The following is a 23,938-nucleotide window of genomic DNA, read 5'->3' on the forward strand; positions in this document are numbered from 1 at the left end:
TGCCGCCAAACGCAGGCCGGCCAGCCCGCCGCGTAATGCCACCTATACTCAATTTCACCTCCCCCTCTCGGGGCCTGCACTGCCAACAATAAGTAGCAGAGGTGGAACATGGTCTGGCAGCAAGTCTACGATCCCTTCGGTAACCCGCTGGTCTCGACCCTCATGGCGGCGTTACCGGTGGTGGTGATGCTCACGTCCCTGGCGTTCTTCCATCTCAAGGCGCATATCGCGGCCTTGCTGGCCCTGAGCACCGCCTTGCTGATCGCCATCTTCGCCTTCGGCATGCCGGCGAATATGGCCGGTTCCGCCGCTCTCCTGGGTGCCGCGACGGGTCTGGTTCCGATTGGCTGGATCGTGCTCAACATCATTTATCTGCATCGGCTGACCACTGAGAACGGCTCGTTCAAAGTCCTGCAGGATTCCCTGGCGCGCATTACCGACGATCGCCGCCTGCAATTGCTGCTGATCGCCTTTTGCTTCGGCGCGTTCTTCGAAGGCGCGGCCGGGTTTGGTACGCCGGTGGCGGTAACCGGGGCCATTCTGATCGGGCTGGGTTTCTCGCCCCTGGCCGCGTCCGGCCTGGCGTTGATCGCCAACACCGCGCCAGTGGCGTTCGGGGCCTTGGGCACCCCCATCATCACTTTGGCCAAGGTCACCGGGCTGGATGAAATGCAACTGTCGATGATGGTCGGCCGGCAGTTGCCGTTCTTCTCGGTGCTCGTGCCGTTCTGGTTGATCTGGGCCTTCGCCGGTTGGCGCAAGATGCTGGAAATCTGGCCGGCGATTCTGGTGGCCGGGGTCAGCTTCGCGGTGCCGCAGTTCTTCGTGTCCAACTACCATGGGCCGATGTTGGTGGACGTGATTGCCGCACTGATTTCCATGGCTTGCCTGACCGGTTTTCTCAAGGTCTGGAAACCCGCCCGCGTGCACACCTCCGCGGCCTTGTCGGGGCGAGTCGACGACTCAAAAGTTGAGGAATCGCCAGACGAAAAAACGGCGGCCAGTGCAACCTTTGCCAGCGATGCCCGACCCACCGTCATGCGTGCGTGGATGCCCTGGATCATCCTCACGGTTTTCGTCTTTGCGTGGGGCACTCAAGGCTTCAAAAACATGTTCGACATCCGTCCAGCCATGGACCCGCAAACCCACTCGGCCAAGCTCGACCCCCAGGGTAAGCCAGTGAGCGAGGCGAACCCGATCTTCGCACCGGCCCTGACCTTCACCACCCTGCACTTGCAGGTCGAGAAAGTTCCGCCCGTGGTGCCGCAACCGAAACCTGAGGAAGCCATCTATAAATTCACCTGGCTCACCAGCACGGGTAGCGGCATCTTGCTGGCGGCGATCTTCGGCGGACTGCTGATGGGTTATTCGATCCCGCAACTGGTGAGCCAATACCTGCGAACGCTGTGGGTGGTGCGTTATTCGCTGACCACCATCGCGGCCATGCTCGCCCTCGGCTTCATCACCCGCTATTCCGGTCTGGACGCGACCATGGGCCTGGCCTTCGCCGCCACCGGAATCTTCTACCCGATGTTCGGCACCCTGCTCGGCTGGCTCGGCGTCGCCTTGACCGGCTCGGACACGGCGTCCAACGTGCTGTTTGGCGGCTTGCAACGAGTGACCTCGGAACAGCTGGGCATCAGCCCGATATTGATGGCCGCGGCCAACAGTTCCGGCGGGGTCATGGGCAAGATGGTCGACGCGCAGTCGATCGTGGTGGCCTCCACTGCCACCCGCTGGTACGGGCATGAAGGGGAAATCCTGCGCTATGTGTTTTTCCACTCCATCGTGCTGGCGATACTGGTCGGTGGGCTGGTCACGTTGCAGGCGTATGTGGTGCCGTTCAGCCACTTGGTGGTCGGCGGGCATTGATCGACACCAGGTGGGTTGTTTTCCTTTAGCTCCATGCCCGGGCTCTTCTCCCGGGCGTGGCGCGTAGCAGCCACCTACACCAACCGCTCGATCTTCTGATGCTGCCAGACCATTGTGTAATACGCCGTCTGCAACGCCAGCATGCTCAGGTAAGCCAGCGGAAACGCCATCCACACCCCTTGCAATCCGAACTGCGCGTCCAGTACATACGCCATCGGCAACTGCACCCCGACCACGCACACGATCGCAATCGCCACCGGCACCATCACCGTGCCGCTGGCGCGCATGATGCCGCCGATAACCGCCTGGAAACCGAACACCAGCAGGCTCCAGAGCATGATGTGCAACAGGTGTTCGGCCATGGCCTGGGTGGACGGATCGGTGAGGAACAACCCCAGCAACCAGTGCGACAGCAAATAACCCAGCACCACGAGGCCACCGGTCAGCCACACATTGATCAACAACCCGGTGCGCAGGATCAGCCCGATCCGCTCGATGCGCCCTGCCCCGATGGCCTGGGCGCCGAGGATCGACGCCGTGATCGCAATCGATAGCGCCGGGAATTGCACGTAATTGACGATCTGCGTCACCGCCCCGTACGCCGCCGTCGCCTGGGAACCGTGCTGGTTGACCAGCGCCAGAATCACCAGCTCCGACAGCGACAGCACCACCATCTGCAACCCCGTGGGCAGGCCGATGCGCAGCACTTTGCCGAGGATCTCCAGGTTCAGCCGCATCGCCGCAAAAAACGCCCGATCCGGCGCCAACGGATGCCCCTTGCGAATCAACCGCCAGGCCAGCCAGGCCATCGCCGACAGGTTACCCGCCAACCCGGCAAACGCCGCACTCTGAATGCCCATCTGTGGCAAGCCGAACCAACCGCGAATCAACGCCGGCGTCAGCGCCAGCCCGATACACGTCGACACCAGCAACGCCACCAGTGGCGACAGCGTATCGCTGACCCCACGCAACAACTGGGTAAACAGCACATAAACCAACAGCGACGGCAAGGTCCACATCATCACATGCGCATACGCCACCGCATCGTCCAGCACATCCGCCGGCGTCCCCAACCCCTGCAACGCCGGCCGCGCCAACACACTCCCCACCACCGCCGCCACCAAGCCGATCATCGCCCCCAACAGCAATGTCGTCCCGGCAATCGCCTTGACCATCTGCGGCTCCCGTGCGCCCCACGCCTGACCAATCAACACCCCGGCACCCGCACCAAGGCCGATAACCAGCGCGATGAAGAAAAACACGATCGGGAACATCCCGGACACCGCCGCCAGGGCTTGAGTGCCGAGCATTTGGCCGATGTAGATGCTGTTGATCGTGCCTGACATGGATTGCAGGAAGTTGGACAGGACCATGGGGGCCAGGAACAGGAGGTAGGTTTGCCAGAGGGGGCGTTGGGTGGTTGGGGTTTGCATGGAGGTTCCGTCTCGGATGGGGATGCCGTGACGGGATTCTACGGAGGGTGGAATGAGTAATGAACACAAATAATCGGGATCGATCATGTACTCAGAATCGGTGGATGACCGAGTCGATGACTCGCCATTCACGGGAGCCTGCATACGTTGCCTTATGCCAATGCTCGCCCCTTCGCCGGCACACAACGCATCGAGCGACAGTGCGGGGTCGTTAGCTGCCTGTCACGAATGGGAGGTAACGATCCGAAGCAGTTATTCGTGACAGGCAGAAATCGGCCTGAAGCAGACACTCAAAACGTCTACTAAACCGGGACGGTTCAGTACGCGTTTTCGCTGCAGGTATTTGTCGGCCTGCACCTGCAGTAGATCTGTTCAGACCAAAACATCCTGAGATGACAGCCAAGCCTAAAATCTAACCGCCAGATCCCCCAGCACAGAATAGGATGCTTCGCTTATGATAGGTATGCCGTCGTGATCGACGAATTTCGCGCCAGGCAAATAGCGAAATCCTGGCGCGGAATTTGCCCATAGCGTCCATTATGCGAGGCTATTAGCCTCCCGAATGATTTCCGTCAATTGAGGAATATTGCATGCCCCCAGAAACCTGTATGTTTTGTGAGAATTTGGCGGGTAGTGAAGAGCATGTTTTCCTCTCATCTTTAGGTGGGCGAGCAGTTACGCGTCGAGCTACGTGCCTCGATTGCAATAACTCTTTCGCCAGCGAGGAAACAGGCAAGGTCGATGACGCTCTTGCTGAAGCACTCATTCAAATTCGTAATGCGCTAAAAATCTGGACTGGACGCGGTAAACCACCACCGACGATCTTTCGAGCTGGAACGATGGATGACGGAGTTGAATTTGACCTTGCACCAGGCGTGGTACCGCTTGTGAGAGCAGCCCAAATCCCAGATCAGCTTGTGCCAGGCCAGGTGATAGTTGCAAGGGACGTCAAAGATGCTAAACGGTTAAAATCAATTTTCGAAAAACGAAAATGGCCACTTTCAACAGATCAGGCGGTGCTAGTTACTAAGAAAGTCCCAAACATCCATTTGCGCGCTTTATTTGATGGCAATAAGGTGTGGCGATGCGTGGCAAAGACTGCCGTAGTTGGATGCGTTGTGCTTTATGGGAACGACCAAGCCAAAGCGGTTATTTCACCTGAACTGCTGACGTCCATTAGGCATGGGACTCCGCCTATTGGCCAGTTCGCAGGGTGGGACTATATAAATGATTGGCCTCAGGTCACGAGTTTAACGCCGCACAAAAACACCCCAGATGCCAGTCAATCCGGTTTTGAGCATTCATTGATCGTCACGGATGTTCAAGATCGATTGGTCGCTTATGTGGAGTTGTTTGGAGGATGGCGCTTTTCGGTCAATCTCGGCCCAAAGGCTGGCCTTCCGTTGAGAGGCATTGTTCTCAACCCTCGCTCGTCGAAGCCTGCTCGCTTTGAAGTCAACGCGATAGCCCCTGATTCATATTTACCTCGTACAGAGCAATCTTTTGAGACCGAGCATCAAAGAGTTTGGGCAGAGGTAACAGTTGCTGCTAATAGAGCAATGGAACGTTGGAACATTGAGTCTAAAGCACAATATGCACAGGATCTTTCAGATGATCTGATTAGTGCGGTTAGCGATGCTGGGGATGATGAAACTCAGCGCCAAAAAGTCATTGACGACTTCGCGGCTAAGCTCGTCTTGGTGGAATGGGGGGATACTTGGGAATCTGATCTTGGCACTCTCCTAGATGAAGATGCTTAGGCTGAAGGCTCCTAGCACGTTTTTCGTGAAAAAAGGGGCAGATTTACTTTTTATTGCGTCGAGGCTGATGGCAGACAAATAAATCTGTCCCCTTTTCATTCATGGGAGACCACAATGCCCTCCATGATGCTAGATACCAGGCCGAGCTATTTAGATTGGTCTATGAGTTGACTCAGAAAGCAAAATAGCAGGTTCAAGGCCACACGAAGAGTGCTCCATCTGAGGGGAAGTTTTAATCACCCCTAATTTCGTAGTCACTCGGTGGCCGCTTTGGGCCGTATCCTGCCCGTCAGGTCTGGCTTCTTTGGGCTCAGGCTGTGTGAAAACGCAGGCAGTGTTTTGATGTCTGCGTCGCTACGTAAAATTTGCCAGTAATGGGTTGATCAGCCGGACTGGAAATTTGCGTAGGAAGGCGTTTTCGTTCTGGTCTAGGGCCGAATAAATACAGATCCTACAGTAACCTAAGAATCCCTCACCTTGCCCCCCCTATGGGATGAAGCTTATAGTCCGCCCCGTCGCCCAAATGGCGACCAGGTTTGGCGACCTGTCGATCGGGTGCAAAAGCGCTGTGCTTTTTTGCAGGCGCTGTTGCACGCTCGCAAAGCTGTCTTTATGGCAGCTGTGCGCGGGAGACCTTCGGGTCTGCCGGTATTCCGATCCCGGTTCGCCAACCTGCGTACAGCTGCCACCCAATCGTTTGGCGACGATTGGGGGCGGTCAACCTTTGCATTGATCGGAGTTTTCAAACATGGATAGATACATGCCCCTCACCGGAATCGACCTGATCCCGGCCTCCCTGCTCATCGACACCCAAGCCCCACTCGACGTACTGCAAGCCACCGCCGACTACCGCATCCGCACCGTCACCCAGGTTCTCGAAAATATCGCTTTTCGTGCCGACCTCGAGAGCGACACCGTGGTGCTGGCCGACTTCGCCAAGCTGCTGGCCATTCCGTTGCGCGATGGGTGTGATGTGATGGATGTGATCGGCAGACGCTTGCGGGAGCAGGCGTCGAAGTGAATGTAAACGGGCGCCTTGAAGGCGCCCGTTTTGTGTACCGGGGAGCGATAGTGTCGTGAGATCAACCGGAACGGCGCTATTTGATCTGCACAATGACCGGGCCTTCCGTGACAATCGGCGGGCTCGCGTGGATATGCGAGGCATTTTTCTGAATCCACTCGCGCGCGACTTTCAAGCTCGCATCGCTGCCGGCCTTGTCCGTGCAAACCGTCACCGCAGTACCGCCATCCCCCGTATTCAGCAGCGTGTAGCTGACGAGGCCAGGCACTGTTCGAAGAGCAGCTTCGACATCGGCCTTGCGCTCTTCCAAGAGTTTGAATAGCTGCTGTGCTCCAGTACCCAGGTAGGTTCTTATCACCGCATACATAGTCGTCTCCTTTGGGAGTCCCGTCTTGATGCCAAGCCAGATCCGATGATCGCTGCTATCACTCAGGTTTCAGTTCACTCCCGACTTATTAAGTTTAGTCAATCGCCAGTGGCAAACGAGATGCAATGACTACCGGCCAGGGAGGTTCCAGTTGCCATGTGTTGCGAGAACCCCGCCCAGTAAATGAGTGCGGGCACGATGACAATGCCCCCACCAATTCCAAAAAAACCGGCAGTAACCCCTCCCAAAGCTCCGATGACTGCGAACAAGAGCCATGCTGGCATGGGAACCTCCTCTTGATGGAACGACCCATTTCGAGTCTCAGCAATAGGGTTTGGACACTCTCTAAACGGTAGCAGGAACGCTGGGGCGTCGCGGCATCAATCGCCAACTGCCGCTGTTGTCAGCACTTGGCACTCACTTGTTCATCAACTCGCCATGATGGGCGTCGCCTTCCATAGCGTCCTTGCCATGGTCGGAAAGCTGAGCGTCAAACCACTGGTGAAGGGCGGTTACCAAGGCTGCATCCGAGGTCGTATAGATCAATTGGGCTCCACCTTCGATGTTCTTGTAAGCGATCGCAATTTGCCCAGGCCTGGCGGCTTTCAGGTCCGCCAGGCCCGGCATGTCCTGACCATGGATATGAGCCGGCCCCGAGAAATCCCCCTTGAGAAATCGCTCGCGAATGGTCTGAAGGTGCTGGCGAACCAATTTCACCTGAGTAGCGTCCGCAGGCTTATTGGCGACCACTTGTTGAATGCCGCCTTCAGCGGTCTTGGTGAAGATATGAGTCGTCGCCGCAAGGCTGAACGGCATGACGTCCGCGCTGCGACCTGCAACCTCGGCTTGCCGTTGTGCCTCGGCGTTCGAATGATCCAGGGGCTGAGCTTGAAGGCTTCCAGTAAGAGCCAAGAGAACGATTGAGGCGCTGGCAGTTTTGAACACGGCGTTTCTCCGAGACTGGCATGGCATTGAGCGACGCTACTGCGTCAATCCAACAGGCCGGTTAGCGCAGCGACGCCAACCGGCGGCTGCGCTGTCCATGGCACCACAATGACCGGATGGCTGGTTTGGCCGGCTACCCTCTCCATCTGCTTTCGCTCGCTCTCCAAACGCGCTCGCAACAGCGGGTCTTCGGTGCCTGTGGCCAGTAGAGACTTATTGACCACCCAGGCAAACGGCTCGATTTTTGCCCTGCGCAAGTCATCCTGAAGGGCTGCTGCCTGAGACACTGGCGTCGCTTCCGGCAGTGTCACCAAGACGATTTTCGTATAGTCCGGGTCTTGCAGGCGCATCAATGGCGTGACGATGTGGCCCGAGCCCTTGTCTTTAAATTCCCGAACCATCTGGCGGTGATAGGCGCCTGTAGCGTCCATCAGTAGCAACGAATGCCCCGTGGGGGCGGTGTCCAACACCACGAACGAGCTTCTGGCTTGAGCAACCACACGGGAGAAAGCATGGAAGACCGCGACCTCTTCGGTACAGGGTGAGCGCAGATCCTCTATGAGCAAGGCTCTTTCATCTTCGGTCAGGGTCGCGGCGCGGGAGTTCACGATCTTGTCCACGTATTTTTGGGTCTCGACCTTGGGGTCGATGCGACCTACGCTGAGTCCTTGCACATTTCCATGGAGGGTGACCGCCAGATGCGCCGCCGGATCGGTCGTGCTCAGATGCACCGACTTGCCGTGCCGGACCAGGCCCAATGCAATGGCAGCCGCAATCGTAGTCTTGCCAACCCCTCCCTTGCCCATCACCATGATCAACCCGCGCTCGCCATTCGCAAGCTCGCTAACCAGTTCCGCGAGTGTGTGATGTTCGAAGCGTGATGGCTCGTGGGTTGCAGCGCCCGCGGTCCGCGGAGGTTCCGGGGTGAGCAGCCCGCGTAACGCGGGCAAGCCAACAGAATCCACGGCTTTGAGCGGAATGTAGTCGACGGCAAGCTGGCGCAGCGAAGCCGGCATCTCGTCGAGCGCCTTCTGGCCAACGGCTTCGATGGCTGCGGCGATCGGGTCATTCAAGTTGCTGCGTTTGAACACCGCATTCACAACCAGACGCTGGTTTTGCAGACCCAACTCACGCAGCTCGTCGGAAGATCGCGCCGCCTCGTCGAGCGTGCTTTTATCAGGCCGTACCACCAGCACGACGGTGGTAAGGGCCGGATCGTTGAGCGCAGCCAAAGCCTGATTGAAAAGCTGCTCCTGCATTTTCAAACCCGAGTGCGGCCCCAGACATGACGCACCACGATCATTGCCCTCCAGAAATCCGCTCCACGCCTTGGGCAGGCTTAACAGCCTGAGTGTATGCCCCGTGGGAGCGGTGTCGAACACGACGTGGTCATAGGCCGCGCCACCTCGCGACAGGAGGTGGGAGAACTCATCGAAGGTCGCAATTTCAGTCGTGCATGCCCCCGAGAGTTGCTCGCGCACAATAGCAATGTCTTGATCGCTGACTTGCGGCCCCATTTGTTCAACCACTCTGGCTCGGTAGTCGATTGCTGCGGCATCCGGGTCGATGCTGAGCACGGACAGTCCTGGTACGTCCGGTACCGCTACGGGCTTGTTGCTCAGCTCGACGCCCAGCATCTCATCAAGGTTGGAGGCGGCGTCCGTGCTGACCAGCAGCACTTTCTTGCCTGCATCCGCCAGCGCGATTGACACCGCCGTGGAGACCGACGTTTTGCCGACCCCGCCCTTACCCGCGAAGAACATATATTGAGTGGGCTGATCGAGCAGCCTGATGGAGGGCCGCATGGCACTCTGACCTCCCTTGCGGAGCACATCGTTAACCTGCACACAGTGTTGGGACTGATGTTCAAAACCCTGATTTTAGCCTATGTCTCAATTTGTCTGTTACGTCTCCGGCCAACAGTCCCGCGCAGTGGATCTTGCCAGCACGCTCGTGTGTGGGCGCGGAGCGGGGATAGCGTTTGCGTCCGTACTATGCCGAACTGGGAAAGGAAGTCCCGCTCACGCCCGAGCGGTTTATCCCTGACGTAGGCGCCCAGCTAGAGGCCATGCTGGAGATAACCCCCCTGTATTCAGTTTTGTTTTCGGCATTCCTCCTGCCGCCGTTATGGCTGCCTGCAAGTCACTCGGTATTTTGACGTTGGGGACCGCAACCACTGCGCAGGAAGCCAAAGCACTGGAAAATGCCGGCGTCGATTGCATCGTTGCATCAGGATTCGAAGCTGGAGGCCATAAGGGGTCATTCCTGAGATCGGCTGAAGAATCGCTGACGGGCACATTTTCGCTGATTCCTCAGGTCGTGGACCACGTGGCGATTCCCGTTATCGCTAACGGTGGCATAGCGGATGCACGCGGCGTGGCAGCAGCCTTGGCCTTGGGCGCTCATGGCGTTCAGATCGGGACCGCGTTTCTTGCCTGCAAAGAGTCAGCGGCGAGCGCCCCTCATCGCAAAGCCCTTTGGGAAAGTCATTCCGGCTCTACGACGCTGACGAAGGCCTTCACCGGGCGCCTGGCGAGGAGTATTTCGAACAGGATGACGACCGAGGTGAGTCACGGCCGCTCAACCGTTGCGCCTTACCCCATCCAGGCCTGGTTCACGGGGCATCTCGCAAGAGAAGCACTCCTGCAAGGTCACGATGACGTGGTTTCTCTGTCAGCGGGGCAATCCGTTTCTCTGGTCAGGCACGACAGCGCACACGCGTTGATGGAAGAAATCGTTAGAGAAACGCCAAAAATAATCCAGCGCCTCCAGTGACCGAATGATCACCACAACCTGTAGCAGCTGGCGAAGCCTGCGTTCGGCTCGGTCCGCGTTCGGGCGAAGCGGTCGTAAATCCTGCCTCCACGGTTAACCTGAAAAAACGTGGTGTCTGATTTTACGACTGCTGCGCAGCCGAACGCCGGCTTCGCCAGCTGCTACAGGGGGTGCGCTGCTTAGATCTGCGCTAGCGCCTGGGCCAGGTCGGCACGCAGGTCTTCGACATCTTCGATCCCCACTGACAACCGTATCAATGCATCACCGATGCCAAGCTCTGCACGGGTTTCGGCGGGGATGCTGGCGTGCGTCATGATCGCTGGGTGCTCGATCAGGCTTTCGACCCCGCCCAGGCTCTCGGCCAGGGCAAAGATCTGCACACTCTCGAGGAAACGCTTGGCACCGGCCAGGTCGGTGTCCAGGTCGAGGGAAATCATCCCGCCGAAACCGTGCATCTGCCGTTGCGCCAGTTCGTGCTGCGGGTGCGACGGCAAACCCGGATAGTAGACGCGCGCCACCTGCGGCTGATGCGAAAGCCAGCGTGCCAGTTCCAGCGCGTTGCTGCAGTGGCGTTCCATGCGCAGCGCCAGGGTTTTCACGCCGCGCAGGGTGAGAAAAGCGTCAAACGGCCCGGCGATAGCCCCCACCGCGTTCTGCAAAAAGCCTAGGCGCTCGCGCAGTTCCGCATTCTGCCCGACCACCGCGATGCCACCAATCACGTCGGAGTGGCCGTTCAGGTACTTGGTCGTCGAGTGCAGCACGATATCGAAGCCCAGCTCCAGCGGCCGCTGTATCCGCGGACTGGCGAAGGTGTTGTCAGCCACACAGATGATGCCCCGCTCGCGGCAGGTACGCGCGACCGCGGCAAGGTCGGTGATGCGCAGCAAGGGATTGCTCGGCGTCTCGACCCAGACCATTCGCGTGTCGTCCTGCAGCGCCGCTTCGAATGCCGTCAGGTCAGTCAGATCGACGAAGCTGAAGCGATGCCCGGCACTGCGCCGACGTACCTTGTCGAACAGCCTGAAAGTGCCGCCATACAGGTCGTTACCGGAGACGATATGCGAGCCGGTATCGAGCAGTTCGAGCACGTTGGAGATCGCCGCTAGCCCGGAGGCGAAGGCAAATGCCTGGGTGCCGCCCTCGAGGTCTGCCACACAGCGCTCCAGCGCAAAGCGCGTCGGGTTGTGCGAGCGCCCATAGTCGAAGCCCTTGTGTACGCCGGGGCTCTGCTGCAAGTAGGTGGAGTTGGCGTAAATCGGCGGCATCAACGCCCCGGTGGTCGGGTCCGGCGCCTGTCCGGCATGGATCACACGGGTGGCGAAGGCCCGTGGCGTGGCGTTTTCATCGTGTTGACTCATGTAAGGGATCTCCGCAAGTGATTGAGCATGTCGACGCGAGTGATCAGGCCGTGGAAGCCCGAGGCGTCGGCAATAACCGCCACCAGCCCACGGTCGAGTTCCGCCTGCAGTTCAGCCAGGCTGGCGCCGGGAGGCAGTGTTTCGACCTTGTCGGTCATCGCGCTGGCCACGGTCATCCGAAAGTGCGAAGCGTCTTTGTGCACGCCCAGCAGGATATCCGACTCGTCGATCACCCCGACCAGCCGCTTTCCGCCCACCAGCACCGGCAGTTGCGACACATCCGCCAGGCGCATGCGCTGGAAAGCGGTCAGCAACGTGTCGTCCGGACCGACGCTGATCACCCGGCCATCCTCGAAGCGCCGCGCGATCAGGTCGCGCAGGTCGCCGTAGCGCTTGCGCGCAAGCAGGCCCTGATCGGTCATCCACTGGTCGTTGTAGATCTTCGATAGGTAACGGGTGCCGGTGTCGCAAACGAAGCTGACCACCCGCTTCGGCTCGGTTTGCTCGCGGCAGTAGCGCAATGCGGCCGCCAGTAATGTACCGGTCGAAGAACCGCCAAGAATGCCTTCGGCACGCAGCAGTTGGCGGGCATGATCAAAGCTTTCCTCGTCGCTGATCGAATAGGCCTGGCGCACGCTGGACAGGTCGGCAATCGACGGAATGAAATCTTCGCCGATGCCTTCCACCGCCCACGAACCAGGGGTGCCGAGGGTGCCGCTGCGGCTGTATTCGGCCATCACCGAGCCGACCGGATCGGCCAGCACCATTTCCAGGTCCGGCTGCACACGGCGAAAGAAGCGGGTCAGCCCGGTCAGCGTGCCGGCCGAACCGACGCCGACGACGATGGCGTCCAGATCATGCTCGGCCTGCGCCCAGATCTCCGGAGCGGTGCTGCACTCGTGGGCCAGCGGGTTGGCCGGGTTGTTGAACTGATCGGCGAAGAACGCGTCGGGAATCTCCTGCGCCAGCCGCGCGGCAACGTCCTGGTAATACTCGGGATGGCCCTTGCCGACGTCGGAGCGAGTGATGTGTACCTCGGCGCCCATCGCCTTGAGGTGCAAGACTTTCTCGGTGGACATCTTGTCCGGCACCACCAGCACCACCCGGTATCCCTTGGCACGGCCGACCAGCGCCAGGCCGAGGCCGGTGTTGCCGGCAGTGGCCTCGACGATGGTGCCGCCAGGTTGCAGGCGGCCATCGCGCTCGGCGGCGTCGATCATCGCCAGGCCGATGCGGTCCTTGATCGACCCCCCGGGGTTCTGCGATTCAAGCTTGAGGAACAACGTGCACGGGCCGGTATCGAAGCGGCTGACGCGCACCAGCGGCGTATTGCCGATCAGCCCGAGCACAGCCGGGCGAGAGTTGTTCGGCATGTCTTCACCTCCTTGCGGACTATCACATTGGATGGACTGCAACCGACGGTGAGTCAAGGTGCGCCCATCGCAGGAAATATCTCGCTTGGACCATAGGCCGGGATCGTGTCGCCCGCAACTTTACGCAGCCAATCGGTAGCGGCGCTGTCGGAACGGCAAGGTCGTCATGACCTGGAAGCGGCCATTCGCACCTGCGCCCCGACCGTCGAAAAATTTTGCAGTACGATATCGATTTCCAAAACCCCGTTCGTCATTCCGATGCCAGGCCGATGAGGCCGGCTCAAACAAGGAGACAGACGATGCGTGTCATTGTGCTCGTGAAGGCTACCGACGACAGTGAAAAGGGCATTCTGCCCACGACTGCGATGTTCGAGGCGATGCGCCGATATAACGAGGAACTGGTCAATGCTGGCATCATGCTTGCCGCCGACGGCCTCAAGCCCTCCTCGCAAGGCAAGCGTATTGCGTTCGATGGTCCCGGCCGTACGGTCATCGACGGACCTTTCTCCGAAACTCGCGAGCTGGTCGCCGGCTTCTGGCTCTGGGAAGTCAAGGACATGGACGAAGCAGTCGCCTGGGTGAAGCGTTGCCCCAATCCCATGCCGGGACCGAGCGAGATCGAAATCCGGCCGCTGTACGAGATGGCTGATTTGCGCTGAAAGTCTGATGCAGAATCCGATAAACCGCCCGACACCTGTGATAAAAATACCGGTCCCGCTTTTGGAGGCTGCCATGGATCTCGCCACGCTTACGTTGTTCCTTCCCGCCTGTTTCGCCCTGAACATGGCGCCAGGCCCGAACAATCTGCTCTCGGTCAGTAACTCGACCCGCTACGGCTACCGCATGTCCTGTGTGGCCGGGCTTGGGCGTTTGCTGGCGTTCGCCGGCATGATTGCGCTGGCCTCAGCCGGGCTGGCGGTAGTCCTGCAAACGTCGGAACTGCTGTTTTACGCAATCAAGATTCTGGGGGCGGCGTATCTGTTCTACCTCGCGGTTCAACTCTGGCGAGCCAATCCGCAGGCTGAAAGCGCAGTCGCGAGTGCGCCGATTGGCATCATGGCGCTGGCCCGGCAGGAGTTTCTTGTCGCGGCTGGCAACCCGAAAGCAATTTTGATTTTCACCGCATTTCTCCCACAGTTCGTCGACCCGACGAAAGCCGTGACGCCGCAGTTTGCGGTGCTGGGTGCGTTGTTTCTGGGTCTGGAATGGATCGCCATCAGTGCCTACGCCTACATGGGTTTGCATATGCGTCGCTGGTTTGCCGAGCCACGTGGCAAGCGGATTTTCAACCGGTGCTGCGCCGGGTTGTTGTCAGCGGCGGCATCAGTGCTGCTGATGGCTCGCCGAGTCTGACGCTTGGGCTTCAGGGGCCATTTCTCTGGCCCCTTTTGCCTTTTAAGTCCTCACTCTGCCCCGCGCCCGCCTCGCACCAGCGCAAAGTTGATCATTGCTAATGCACCGCGACAGCCTGCCTCTCCTACTCGCCCGGAATGCCGAAGTAAGTGCCTGAAATGAACGCCAAACAGGCATCATGCTCGAGTAGCGCGATATTATTGGCAGCATTGGTATTTCTGATGGCCCACAGGGCCTGAACCTCCTTGAACGTTAAGGCACTGAGCCCCCATGAACCTGAGTATTTTCTACGCCTTGAGCGCGGCCGCACTGTTTGGCGCCAGTACCCCTCTGGCCAAACTGCTGGGTGTGGAGGTCTCACCGATTTTACTGGCAGGGCTGCTGTACCTGGGCAGTGGCCTCGGCTTGACCCTGGTCAGGTTTATCCGTGACCGCGGCTGGCAGTCAACCGGCCTGACAGCCGGCGAGTGGCCGTGGCTGATCGGTGCCATTGCCTTCGGCGGCGTGCTTGGACCGGTGGCACTGATGTTCGGCTTGACCCTGACTTCAGGGGCAACGGCCTCGCTGATGCTCAATCTGGAATCGGTACTGACGGCGCTGCTGGCCTGGCTGGTGTTCAAGGAGAATGCTGATCGGCGAATCGTTGCGGGGATGTTGGCCATCGTCGCTGGCGGAGTGTTCCTGGCCTGGCCGCAAGACTCGACACACGCGCAAGGCTGGATCGGCCCGTTGGCCGTCGCGCTGGCCTGTGCCTGCTGGGCCATCGATAACAACCTGACCCGCAAGATCTCGGCGTCCGATGCCCTGTTCATTGCCGGTATCAAGGGGCTGGTCGCGGGGGCGGTCAACTGTACGCTGGCGCTTTCGTTGGGGGCCAAACTGCCGAACATCGCCACGCTCGCGCCGATACTTCTGGTCGGCTTTCTCGGTTACGGCATTAGCCTGGTGCTGTTCGTGCTCGCCCTTCGCGGCCTCGGCACGGCACGCACCGGTGCGTACTTTTCGACCGCGCCGTTTCTGGGGGCGGCGATTGCAATCCTGATCCTCGGCGAACCGGCTTCACTGACATTCTGGATCGCGGCCCTGCTGATGGGCATTGGCGTCTGGATTCACCTCACTGAAAGCCATGCGCACGACCACCAGCACGAGCCGCTCATCCATGGTCACCGGCATGTTCACGACGAACACCATCAGCATGAGCATGACTTTGAATGGGATGGCAGCGAACCTCACAGTCACGTTCACCAGCATCAGGCGATCCGGCATAGCCACCCGCACTACCCGGACATTCATCACCGGCACAAGCATTGAAGCCAGTTCAAGCAAACCGACAAAATGCTTTGCCGCGCGGGGCTTTTCAATCGGCTCGGAGAGGAATACTGTAGAGATACAAACTTTTTTTGAATGTATCTCTACATGAAAAACTGGCTCGCATTAATTCTTGGTCTACCGACCGCCAATGCCACCGAGCGCATGCGAGCCTGGCGCGCACTGAAAGCCTCTGGAGCGGCGGTGTTACGCGATGGCGCCTATCTGTTGCCGGACTCCGACGCCTGTCGTGAAGCACTGGCCTCGGTCGAACGCGATATTCTGGCCATCAATGGCACCGCCTATGTCCTGCCTGTCGTCGACCCCCATGGCGAACGCTTCGTAGCGTTGTTCGACCGTAGCGATGACTACAGCAAGCTCGGCGCCGAGATCGACGCCTGCCGTGCACAGCTCAATACCGAGAATGCACTGGCGACCACCAAGCAGATTCGCAAACTGCGCAAAGCCTACGAACAGCTGACCACTATCGATTATTTTCCTGGCAAGCCTAAGCAGCAGATCGACGCGGTTTTGCAGGAACTTGAGACCGCCGTCAGTCGCGCATTGTCGGCGGACGAACCCCGTAGCCGCGACCAGCCAATCGTGCCGCTGAGTCTCGCGGACTTTCAGGGTCGCGTATGGGCAACACGCAAGCGGCCCTGGGTTGATCGACTGGCCTGCGCCTGGCTGATTCGACGCTTCATCGATCCAGACGCTCGGATCCTCTGGCTGAACAGCCCGCAGGACTGCCCAGCCGATGCTCTGGGTTTTGATTTCGATGAGGCGACCTTCAGTCATGTCGGCAACCGTGTGACCTTCGAAACCCTGCAAACCAGCTTTGAAATCCAGGAGCCCGGTCTGGAGCGCATTGCCGCCCTCGTGCATTACCTCGACATCGGGGGCATTCAGCCAGTGGAGGCTGCCGGCATCGAACGGGTGCTGGCCGGACTACGCGAAACCATTACCCATGACGACCACTTGCTGGCTGCTGCGAGCGCCATCTTCGACGGCCTGCTTGCCGCGTTTGTGAAAGAGGAACAACCCCAATGAGTAAGGCATCTCCATCGCTCGTTGAAGCGGAACTGCCAAGGCCTGAGGCGATCAGTTTGCGTGAAGCGTTCTGGTTCTGGCTCAAACTCGGCTTCATCAGTTTCGGCGGGCCGGCAGGACAGATCTCGATCATGCACCAGGAGCTGGTCGAACGACGGCGCTGGATTTCCGAGCGGCGATTTCTGCATGCCCTCAACTACTGCATGTTGCTGCCAGGGCCGGAAGCTCAGCAGCTGGCGACCTACATCGGCTGGCTGATGCATCGAACCTGGGGCGGTGTCATTGCAGGCGGGCTGTTTGTGTTGCCCTCGCTGTTCATCCTGATTGCCTTGTCCTGGATGTATATCGCCTTCGGCGACGTGCCGATGGTCGCCGGCCTTTTCTATGGCATCAAACCCGCCGTGACCGCCATCGTCGTACAGGCGGCACACCGAATCGGTTCGCGAGCGCTGAAGAACAATTGGCTGTGGGGCATGGCGGCGGCGTCGTTCGCGGCGATATTTGCATTCAATGTCCCCTTTCCACTGATCGTGCTCAGTGCGGCCTTGATCGGCTACCTGGGTGGCCGTTTTGCTCCCGAGAAATTCCGGATCGGAGGCCACAGCGCCGCCCAAAAATCCTATGGCCCGGCATTGATCGATGACGACACGCCCTCCCCCGAACATGCCCGGTTCAGCTGGTTGAAGCTGGCGCTGCTGACACTCATTGGGGCGGTGTTATGGGCGTTGCCAATGGCGATCCTGACCACACTCTTTGGCTGGGAAGGCACCTTGACCCAGATGGCCTGGTTCTTTACCAAGGCGGCACTGCTGACATTTGGCGGTGCCTATGCGGTGCTCCCGTATGTCTACCAGGGCGCAGTCGGACACTATGGCTGGCTGACCCCGACACAAATGATCGACGGCTTGGCGCTGGGGGAAACCACGCCGGGGCCGCTGATCATGGTGGTGGCTTTCGTCGGCTTTGTCGGGGCTTATGTTTCGCAGGTGTTCGGCGCCGACCAGGTGTTTCTCGGCGGCGCCGTCGCGGCGACGCTGGTGACCTGGTTCACCTTCCTGCCTTCGTTCCTGTTCATCCTCGCCGGCGGCCCGCTGGTGGAGACGACGCACAACGAACTCAAGTTCACCGCGCCGCTCACCGGGATCACTGCCGCTGTGGTTGGGGTGATTCTTAATCTGGCAGTGTTCTTCGGCTATCACGTGCTGTGGCCCAAAGGGTTCGGCGGCACCCTCGACTGGCCTTCTGCGCTGATCGCCATTGCCGCAGCGATTGCCTTGTTTCGCTTCAAGCGTGGCGTCATTCAAGTACTGATGGCCTGTGCGCTCATTGGTTTGGCAGTGCATCTGCTGCGCTAGCGAGCGTGCGGCGATCAAACGTTTCCTGGCAGGCATCGGGCCTGCCGGATCATCCAGCCTTTCGAACCAGGCAGGAGGTGTTCCATGAGGTGGATTACCCGTGAACGACCCAAGATTGATCGCATCGCGTGTCCTTGGCTGATCACTCGTTTTATCGATCCACAGGCCGAGTTCCTGTACGTCCCCAGCAAAGACGTTCTGCGGCTTGCCGCTGAGAAAGATGCAACGCCTTACGACATTCCGGGCGTTGAGCTTTCCCACGTAGGTGAGCTGTGCAGCTTTGATGCGTTCCTGAAGAAGTACCAGCTCAGTGATCCCGCCTTGCAGCATTTGGCCAAAATYGTGCGCGGGGCTGATACCTCCCGTCTTGATCTGACGCCGCAATCGGCTGGGCTGTACGCGATTTCGCTGGGATTGTCGCAACGCTTTGCCGATGACCAGGAAATGCTGTCGCACGGCTTGATCATGTATGACGCGCTGTACGCCTGGTGCAAGGAGTGTCAAGGCGAGACGCATAACTGGCCTCCGCAGATGTGATGAGGCCTGTTCACACTGAACGTTCTGATCCTGCATTACCGGGACAAAGGCAGGGCGATTGACGTCGCCCTGCCCAAGCAGAAGAGGACCTCATGACCCTACGGCACAAACGACGTTTTGCTCTGCCAGTCTTCGCCGTCCTGTTGATGGCGCTAGCCGTCATCAACATCGCGAACCTTCGTGACGTTCAGGCTGCAGACAAACCATCGACCAACGACCTGCCACTGAAACATGTCACCGACATTCCGTTGCCCGGTGGCGCTACTCGGCTTGACTACGAGAGCTACGATCCAGCGCGCAACCTGTTGTTCATCGCCCATTTGGGCGACAGCGAAGTGATCGTCTATGACCTGCGTGAGTCCCGCGTCGTTGGACGCATTGCGAACGTTTCGTCGGTGCACGGCGTGCTGGTTATTCCTGAACTGTCGCGTGTCTACGCGTCGGCGACGGGCACCAACGAAATCGTGGCGATTGACGAAGCGACTCTGGCAGTTGTCAGCCGTATGCCCGGCGGTGTCTATCCAGACGGCATGGCTTACGTACCCGACCTTCACAAGCTTTACGTATCGAACGAAAACGGCAAGACCGAAACGGTAATCGATGTACGCACCCACACTCGCGTCGCAACGATTCCCCTCGGAGGTGAAGTCGGCAATACACAATATGACCCTGTATCACGACACATTTTCGTCAATGTCCAGACACGTGGGCAACTGATCGAAATCGATCCCGCAACCGACCGGATCGTTGCGCGCATTGAATTGCCGGGGGCAAGAGGCAACCATGGCTTGTTGATCACCCCGCGTGACCGGCTGGCCTTTATCGCGTGCGAAGGTAACGACAAACTGCTGGTACTGGACATGCAAACGATGCGGGTTATCCAGGCGTTCGATACTGGAGGAACCCCTGATGTGCTTGCGTTTGACCCCGTGCCGGGCATGCTTTATGTGGCGGCAGAGGCCGGCATGGTGTCGATGTTCCACGTCAAGGACAGCGTCGTCACGAACATCGGCAGTGGCCGCGTAGGCCCGCATGCGCACGTCGTTGCCGTGGATACGGCGACACACCGCTCGTATTTTCCACTCAAGGATATCGACGGGCACCCGGTACTGCGGATTATGGAACCCCGGTAGCGCATCCGTGCTGCGGCACTGTCGGCAGCTGGCGTTTTGATGATCGAATGCGTTAATGGCGCCCCACCTGCGCGAAAGTTCGAGCGCAAGAGACCGGGTGCGATCCTGCGGGCAGAGCTTTAATCTGCCTGCAGTACCTGATCTTATGTCTGGAATATCCATGCCCTATCACCCCGCCAGCCACTACCTGTCCGCCATCGACCCGGACTGGGCGCGGCACATCGCCGCCATCGGCCCGTGCCTGCATCAGCCAAAACCGGCTCGCGACCCCTACGAAGCGCTGGTTCGGGCCATTGCTTATCAGCAACTCCATGCCAAGGCCGGCGATGCCATTCTCGGGCGTTTGATTGCGTTGTTTCCCGACTCGCTGTTCCCGACGCCCGAGCAATTGCTAGCGTGCGAATTCGAGGTGCTGCGCAGCTGTGGTTTCTCCGGCAGCAAGATCGCCACGCTCCAAGGTATCGCCCAAGGCGCGCTGGAGGGGCTGGTGCCGGATCGTTCAAACGCGCTGGCGATGAGCGACGACGAATTGATCGAACGCCTGACCCGGTTACGCGGTGTCGGCCGCTGGACTGTCGAGATGCTGCTGATCTACACCCTCGAACGCATGGATATCCTGCCCGCCGACGACTTTGGCGTGCGCGACGGTTACCGCCGTCTCAAAGGTTTGGAGCAACAGCCAAGCCGCAAGCAGATGGTCGATATCGGTCAGGCGTGGAGCCCCTATAGAACCGTCGCGGCCTGGTATTTGTGGCGAGTGCCGAACCGATGAAACGCTTTGTGTTGATCAATGCTCAGGGCGAACCGCTAGACAGCGTCGAACCCGGACAAATGGGCGGCCATCGACGATCCCGAATCTACGGTCGACTCGACTGCCCTGCTGCACTGCGGGCCATTGCCCGTGGCGGCTATGTCGCGCACCGGGTATTTTTCGCCGATGAAACCACGGCCCGCGCCGCGGGTTATCGACCGTGTGCGGTGTGTTTGCCGCTGGCGTATAGGGAATGGAAAAAAGCATCCAGTCAATGACGCGGTAACCTGCAACCGGGATCAATCACAGGTCAATGCGGCTTGGACAACTCAAAAGCCTGCTCAAATCGCACCAAAGCGGGCGATTGCTGCATCGATAAATCGACGGAGTTTGGCCGTTCTCTGACGATTTGCCGTGTAGAGCAAATGCATGTGTCGGCTCGGCGCTTCGAAATCAGTTAACAGCCGCACCAACTCGCCGCTTTGCAGCGCCGGCTGAAGAAAGTCTTCGGGGCCAAGGACAATTCCAAACCCGTCAAGCGCGGCGGACAGCAGTGCTTTGCTCTCGTTGACCTGCAAGCGACTGGAGACCTGTACCTTATGAACGGTGGAGCCTTTGCAGAACTGCCATTCGCGGTCGGCCGGGCGGGACCAGTAGGCATATCCCAAACACTCGTGGCTCTCAAGATCAGCCGGTGTTTGTGGCGTTCCGCGTTCAATCAGGTAGCTCGGTGCCGCGCAGGCCACCAGCCGATAAGGCACCAACGGTCTGGCGGTCAAGCTGGAGTTGGCCAGGGGACCGATCCGGAAAGCCACTTCATAGCCCTCTTCCACCAGATCGACGAAGCGATCCGTCAAATGCAGATCGATTTCCACTTCAGGGTGCTGACGCAAAAAATCCGTCACCAATGGCATGAGGCTATAGGAACCGAAAGTCACGGGAGCACTGATTTTCAGTTTGCCACGAGGGGTGTCGTTCATGATCTGCGCAAGGGAGTCGGCAGCCTGGGCTTCGCTCACAATATGCTTGCAGCGTTCATAGTAAGCACTTCCCAGTTCAGTCAGGCTCTGTCGCCGGGTGGTACGGTTCAGTAGCCGCGCGCCCAGCCGGTGCTCAAGAGCGGCAACATGCTTGGCCACCATCTGCGGCGACATGCCCAAGCGCTCTGCGGCACGGGCATAGGAGCCTGATTCCGCAGCCATCACAAAAGCGCTCATGCTCGTCAAGCGATCCATCATTCAACACTCCTGGTAACAAGACTAAGTCCGCGATGGTGATTTATCTCCCATTGGTTGCCAATCATCATAGCCTCTTCCTGACAACCAACGGAGCAAGGACATGCGAATAGGCATTATTGGCGCAGGGTTCATCGGACGTGCAGTGGCGCAATTGGTTATCGCTGCGGGGCACGAGGCGATGCTCAGCAACTCACGTGGGCCACAGACCATGAGCAGCGTGCTCAGTGGCATTCCCGGCAGTAAAGTCGGGACCCTCGAGGAGGCAGCGCAGTTTGGCGAAGTGGTTCTCGTGGCAATCCCCCTGGCGCATTACCAAAGCGTGCCGGCCAAGTGGCTGGAGGGCAAAACCGTCCTGGATGCCAACAACTACTACCCGGAACGAGACGGTCACATTCCCATCCTGGACCGATTCGAAACCACCACCAGCCGCCTGCTTGCCGAGCATCTGCCCGACTCCAGAGTGGTCAAGGTTTTTAACGCGATCCTCGCTCAAGACCTGGTGCAGGACTCGCGCCCAAAAGCTGCACCCGACCGACGCGCACTGCCGATCGCTGCGGATGACCCGGCCGCGAAAACCCTGGTGATCACGTTGCTCGACGAGATCGGATTCGACGCTGTCGATGCTGGCAGCCTTGATGAAAGCTGGCGATTCGAACGGGCCAAACCCGCCTACTGCATACCTCTGGATAAACAGGGGCTGAAGGTTGCCTTGGCGGCGGCCCAACGACAGGTCGAATTGCCTGATGGATCGTGGCGTCGCTGAGTAGCCCGCAACATCGCCGCTCGGTGGCTTTCCGTGCAAACCCTTGGACCGAGGCTCAAGCCAGCAGCTCGCTGATCCACCGGGCCTGCCGGGCGATGTCTTGCACCTTCTCCTCGGGCACGGCCTGCCGCGCTCGGGCGAAGTTGCTCAGGGTCTTCTGTTTCTCGCGCAGCATGCGCTGCCACTTGGCCAGGAACACCGGACTGCGTGCCTGCATCTGCAGCGGGCCGAAGTACAGCTCCTCGGCGGTGTACATCACCGGCCCAGCGCGCTCGGCGACGATGATTTCGTAGTCGAAGCGGTTTTCCCGCAGCACTTCCTCGCAGAGGATGCGGTAACCATTTTCCATCAGCCATTGGCGCAGTGGCTGCTCGCCACCGTTGGGCTGCAGGATCAGGCGCTCCTGGCCGCTCAGGCGCGCCTTCCCGCTGTCGAGGATGTCGCGGATCGTCTCGCCGCCCATGCCGCAGATGCTGATCGCCGTGATCCCGTCTGCCGGCTCGATCGCCGCCAGGCCGTTGGCCAGGCGCACGGTGATCCGCTGGTCCAGGCCGTTCTCGCGCACGGTGCGTTCGGCCGAGCAGAACGGCGTCAATGCCACCTCACCGGCCACCGCCGCCGCGATAGCGCCACGGCGCATCAACGCCACCGGCAGGTAGCCATGATCCGAGCCGATATCGGCCAGGTGCGCACCTGCTGGCACATGCCCCGCCACGCGCTCCAGGCGCATGGACAATGTCTGTTCGTTCAACTGCCGCCCCTTTTCACCACGAACGTCCGGCACCTTTGGCTGGATCGGGGCGCGATTCTGTCGGGCAACGCCGTGCATTTCAACTTTAATTGGCTTCGCCGAAATGGGTGTTCGATGACGCCACCTACGGCCGCAGCGCCAAGGCACGGGACAACCCCGACCATGTCGACACAAGCGTGTTCAACTACCGCTGGCGCCCAGGCCTGATTCAAGGCTGTGATTGATGCGGATCACCTTTGAGGCCGATCCGACATCGGTGAACTTCCCCCGATAAGCACGTTCTCAACAGCGGCTCGTGATATCTGACAAGCCGTTGTTCTTTGCGCGGCTCTTTTGGACAATCACGGACTGGAAAGAGCCAGCCCGGCAAAAAACGCCCCCAAATGCACTCGGTCCGCTGAACCGGCCCAAAGGTAGGCGCAACACGGTCTAATCTGAATAGAGCACGACCACAAACACACCTCTCGTCTCTTGATACAGGAAAAATGGGATGACCGTCATAACAGCGCGCCAATGCTCGTCATGGGCCCTGATCTCCCTGCTCGCCATCAACCTGGCGCTAACAGCCGGATGCTCAAGCAAAACTGCCGCACACCGCTATTCGACCTCAAGCACAGCCTCGAACTGCTACGCCAAAGCGCTACCCTCTGCCGGCGAAGGCGGCTTGGCCTGGGGCTCCACTTTGGGCATGGCTCGGCAAAAATCCCTGGATAATTGCAAACGCTATGCCGGCCAATCCGGTGGCACGCCGAGTACCTGCCATGTGGTGACAGCGGAGTGCAAAAAGTAATAGCG

The 23,938-nt window shown here is 59.4% G+C and carries 23 protein-coding genes and 2 pseudogenes; 16 read left to right on the forward strand and 9 right to left on the reverse strand.

Annotation, left to right across the window (positions count from 1 at the left end; all coding sequences use genetic code 11):
- The first annotated feature begins 108 nt into the window (after window positions 1–108).
- On the forward strand, window positions 109–1,872 hold the full coding sequence (locus AC1DHT_RS24310) for an L-lactate permease (RefSeq protein ID WP_054597098.1): 1,764 nt from the start codon (window positions 109–111) through the stop codon (window positions 1,870–1,872).
- A gap of 74 nt (window positions 1,873–1,946) precedes the next feature.
- On the opposite strand, the gene AC1DHT_RS24315 is transcribed toward AC1DHT_RS24310, so the two are convergent.
- Window positions 1,947–3,305, reverse strand: coding sequence for an MATE family efflux transporter (locus AC1DHT_RS24315; RefSeq protein WP_427544899.1), 1,359 nt, complete (start codon window positions 3,303–3,305; stop codon window positions 1,947–1,949).
- Between the two features lie 590 nt (window positions 3,306–3,895).
- On the opposite strand from AC1DHT_RS24315, the gene AC1DHT_RS24320 reads away from it, so the two are divergent.
- Both AC1DHT_RS24320 and AC1DHT_RS24325 read left to right on the forward strand, forming a co-directional pair.
- Window positions 3,896–5,065, forward strand: coding sequence for a hypothetical protein (locus AC1DHT_RS24320; protein WP_427544901.1), 1,170 nt, complete (start codon window positions 3,896–3,898; stop codon window positions 5,063–5,065).
- Between the two features lie 748 nt (window positions 5,066–5,813).
- The gene (locus AC1DHT_RS24325; RefSeq protein ID WP_427544903.1) at window positions 5,814–6,086 is read left to right on the forward strand and encodes a hypothetical protein; all 273 of its coding nucleotides are present in this window, start codon (window positions 5,814–5,816) and stop codon (window positions 6,084–6,086) included.
- Window positions 6,087–6,162: 76 nt separating this feature from the next.
- Here the strand turns inward: AC1DHT_RS24325 and AC1DHT_RS24330 are convergent, their stop codons facing one another.
- From AC1DHT_RS24330 to arsA, 4 genes are all read right to left on the reverse strand, one after another.
- A complete protein-coding gene (locus AC1DHT_RS24330) occupies window positions 6,163–6,453 on the reverse strand; it encodes a hypothetical protein (RefSeq protein WP_427544905.1) in 291 nt (96 codons plus the stop codon).
- 98 nt (window positions 6,454–6,551) lie between these two features.
- The gene (locus tag AC1DHT_RS24335) at window positions 6,552–6,737 is read right to left on the reverse strand and encodes a TSUP family transporter (RefSeq protein ID WP_237142919.1); all 186 of its coding nucleotides are present in this window, start codon (window positions 6,735–6,737) and stop codon (window positions 6,552–6,554) included.
- A 133-nt stretch (window positions 6,738–6,870) separates the two neighbouring features.
- Window positions 6,871–7,398: an aspartate carbamoyltransferase gene (locus AC1DHT_RS24340; RefSeq protein WP_427544907.1), complete on the reverse strand. Its 528-nt coding sequence runs from the start codon at window positions 7,396–7,398 to the stop codon at window positions 6,871–6,873.
- 44 nt (window positions 7,399–7,442) lie between these two features.
- Window positions 7,443–9,203 carry an arsenical pump-driving ATPase gene (gene arsA, locus AC1DHT_RS24345; protein WP_427544908.1) on the reverse strand — a complete coding sequence of 587 codons (1,761 nt, stop codon included), beginning with the start codon at window positions 9,201–9,203 and terminating at the stop codon, window positions 7,443–7,445.
- 286 nt (window positions 9,204–9,489) lie between these two features.
- Between arsA and AC1DHT_RS24350 the strand changes: the two are divergent.
- A pseudogene (locus tag AC1DHT_RS24350) lies at window positions 9,490–10,173 on the forward strand (NAD(P)H-dependent flavin oxidoreductase); the annotation flags it as partial.
- A gap of 179 nt (window positions 10,174–10,352) precedes the next feature.
- Here AC1DHT_RS24350 and AC1DHT_RS24355 read toward each other — a convergent pair.
- Both AC1DHT_RS24355 and AC1DHT_RS24360 read right to left on the reverse strand, forming a co-directional pair.
- Window positions 10,353–11,531: a cystathionine gamma-synthase gene (locus AC1DHT_RS24355; RefSeq protein WP_427544910.1), complete on the reverse strand. Its 1,179-nt coding sequence runs from the start codon at window positions 11,529–11,531 to the stop codon at window positions 10,353–10,355.
- Entirely contained in the window at window positions 11,528–12,904 is a 1,377-nt protein-coding gene (locus tag AC1DHT_RS24360) for a pyridoxal-phosphate dependent enzyme (RefSeq protein WP_054597090.1), read from the reverse strand. Before AC1DHT_RS24360 ends, AC1DHT_RS24355 begins: the two co-directional genes overlap by 4 nt.
- Before the next feature lie 299 nt (window positions 12,905–13,203).
- On the opposite strand from AC1DHT_RS24360, the gene AC1DHT_RS24365 reads away from it, so the two are divergent.
- The 9 genes from AC1DHT_RS24365 to AC1DHT_RS24405 all read left to right on the forward strand — a co-directional run bounded on the left by AC1DHT_RS24365 (window position 13,204) and on the right by AC1DHT_RS24405 (window position 20,669).
- The gene (locus AC1DHT_RS24365) at window positions 13,204–13,563 is read left to right on the forward strand and encodes a YciI family protein (RefSeq protein WP_427544912.1); all 360 of its coding nucleotides are present in this window, start codon (window positions 13,204–13,206) and stop codon (window positions 13,561–13,563) included.
- Window positions 13,564–13,636: 73 nt separating this feature from the next.
- Entirely contained in the window at window positions 13,637–14,257 is a 621-nt protein-coding gene (locus tag AC1DHT_RS24370) for a LysE family translocator (RefSeq protein WP_427544914.1), read from the forward strand.
- A 270-nt stretch (window positions 14,258–14,527) separates the two neighbouring features.
- Entirely contained in the window at window positions 14,528–15,568 is a 1,041-nt protein-coding gene (locus AC1DHT_RS24375) for a DMT family transporter (protein WP_103314420.1), read from the forward strand.
- Window positions 15,569–15,673: 105 nt separating this feature from the next.
- Entirely contained in the window at window positions 15,674–16,615 is a 942-nt protein-coding gene (locus AC1DHT_RS24380; protein ID WP_427544916.1) for a chromate resistance protein ChrB domain-containing protein, read from the forward strand.
- Complete coding sequence (gene chrA / locus AC1DHT_RS24385) at window positions 16,612–17,970, forward strand: chromate efflux transporter (protein WP_427544918.1); 1,359 nt, start codon at window positions 16,612–16,614, stop codon at window positions 17,968–17,970. Before AC1DHT_RS24380 ends, chrA begins: the two co-directional genes overlap by 4 nt.
- An 84-nt stretch (window positions 17,971–18,054) precedes the next feature.
- Window positions 18,055–18,507 carry a chromate resistance protein ChrB domain-containing protein gene (locus AC1DHT_RS24390; protein WP_427544920.1) on the forward strand — a complete coding sequence of 151 codons (453 nt, stop codon included), beginning with the start codon at window positions 18,055–18,057 and terminating at the stop codon, window positions 18,505–18,507.
- 92 nt (window positions 18,508–18,599) lie between these two features.
- Window positions 18,600–19,640 (forward strand): hypothetical protein, encoded by a 1,041-nt coding sequence (locus AC1DHT_RS24395; RefSeq protein ID WP_427544922.1) that lies wholly within the window; start codon window positions 18,600–18,602, stop codon window positions 19,638–19,640.
- Window positions 19,641–19,800: 160 nt separating this feature from the next.
- Window positions 19,801–20,412, forward strand: coding sequence for a DNA-3-methyladenine glycosylase family protein (locus AC1DHT_RS24400; protein WP_427544924.1), 612 nt, complete (start codon window positions 19,801–19,803; stop codon window positions 20,410–20,412).
- Window positions 20,409–20,669, forward strand: a complete 261-nt coding sequence (locus AC1DHT_RS24405; protein WP_427544926.1) for an Ada metal-binding domain-containing protein — start codon at window positions 20,409–20,411, stop codon at window positions 20,667–20,669. Before AC1DHT_RS24400 ends, AC1DHT_RS24405 begins: the two co-directional genes overlap by 4 nt.
- A 63-nt stretch (window positions 20,670–20,732) precedes the next feature.
- On the opposite strand, the gene AC1DHT_RS24410 is transcribed toward AC1DHT_RS24405, so the two are convergent.
- The gene (locus AC1DHT_RS24410; protein WP_427544928.1) at window positions 20,733–21,629 is read right to left on the reverse strand and encodes a LysR family transcriptional regulator; all 897 of its coding nucleotides are present in this window, start codon (window positions 21,627–21,629) and stop codon (window positions 20,733–20,735) included.
- A gap of 100 nt (window positions 21,630–21,729) precedes the next feature.
- Here AC1DHT_RS24410 and AC1DHT_RS24415 point away from each other — a divergent pair, with 100 nt between their 5' ends.
- Window positions 21,730–22,392 carry an NADPH-dependent F420 reductase gene (locus tag AC1DHT_RS24415; protein ID WP_427544930.1) on the forward strand — a complete coding sequence of 221 codons (663 nt, stop codon included), beginning with the start codon at window positions 21,730–21,732 and terminating at the stop codon, window positions 22,390–22,392.
- Window positions 22,393–22,447: 55 nt separating this feature from the next.
- Here the strand turns inward: AC1DHT_RS24415 and AC1DHT_RS24420 are convergent, their stop codons facing one another.
- The gene (locus AC1DHT_RS24420) at window positions 22,448–23,143 is read right to left on the reverse strand and encodes a tRNA (adenine(22)-N(1))-methyltransferase (protein ID WP_427544932.1); all 696 of its coding nucleotides are present in this window, start codon (window positions 23,141–23,143) and stop codon (window positions 22,448–22,450) included.
- A gap of 89 nt (window positions 23,144–23,232) precedes the next feature.
- Here AC1DHT_RS24420 and AC1DHT_RS24425 point away from each other — a divergent pair.
- Both AC1DHT_RS24425 and AC1DHT_RS24430 read left to right on the forward strand, forming a co-directional pair.
- A pseudogene (locus tag AC1DHT_RS24425) lies at window positions 23,233–23,358 on the forward strand (alpha/beta hydrolase); the annotation flags it as partial.
- Window positions 23,359–23,633: 275 nt separating this feature from the next.
- On the forward strand, window positions 23,634–23,933 hold the full coding sequence (locus AC1DHT_RS24430) for a hypothetical protein (RefSeq protein ID WP_427547388.1): 300 nt from the start codon (window positions 23,634–23,636) through the stop codon (window positions 23,931–23,933).
- The last annotated feature ends 5 nt before the right edge of the window (window positions 23,934–23,938 follow it).

The sequence above is a fragment of the Pseudomonas sp. 05N432 genome, assembly GCF_056396945.1.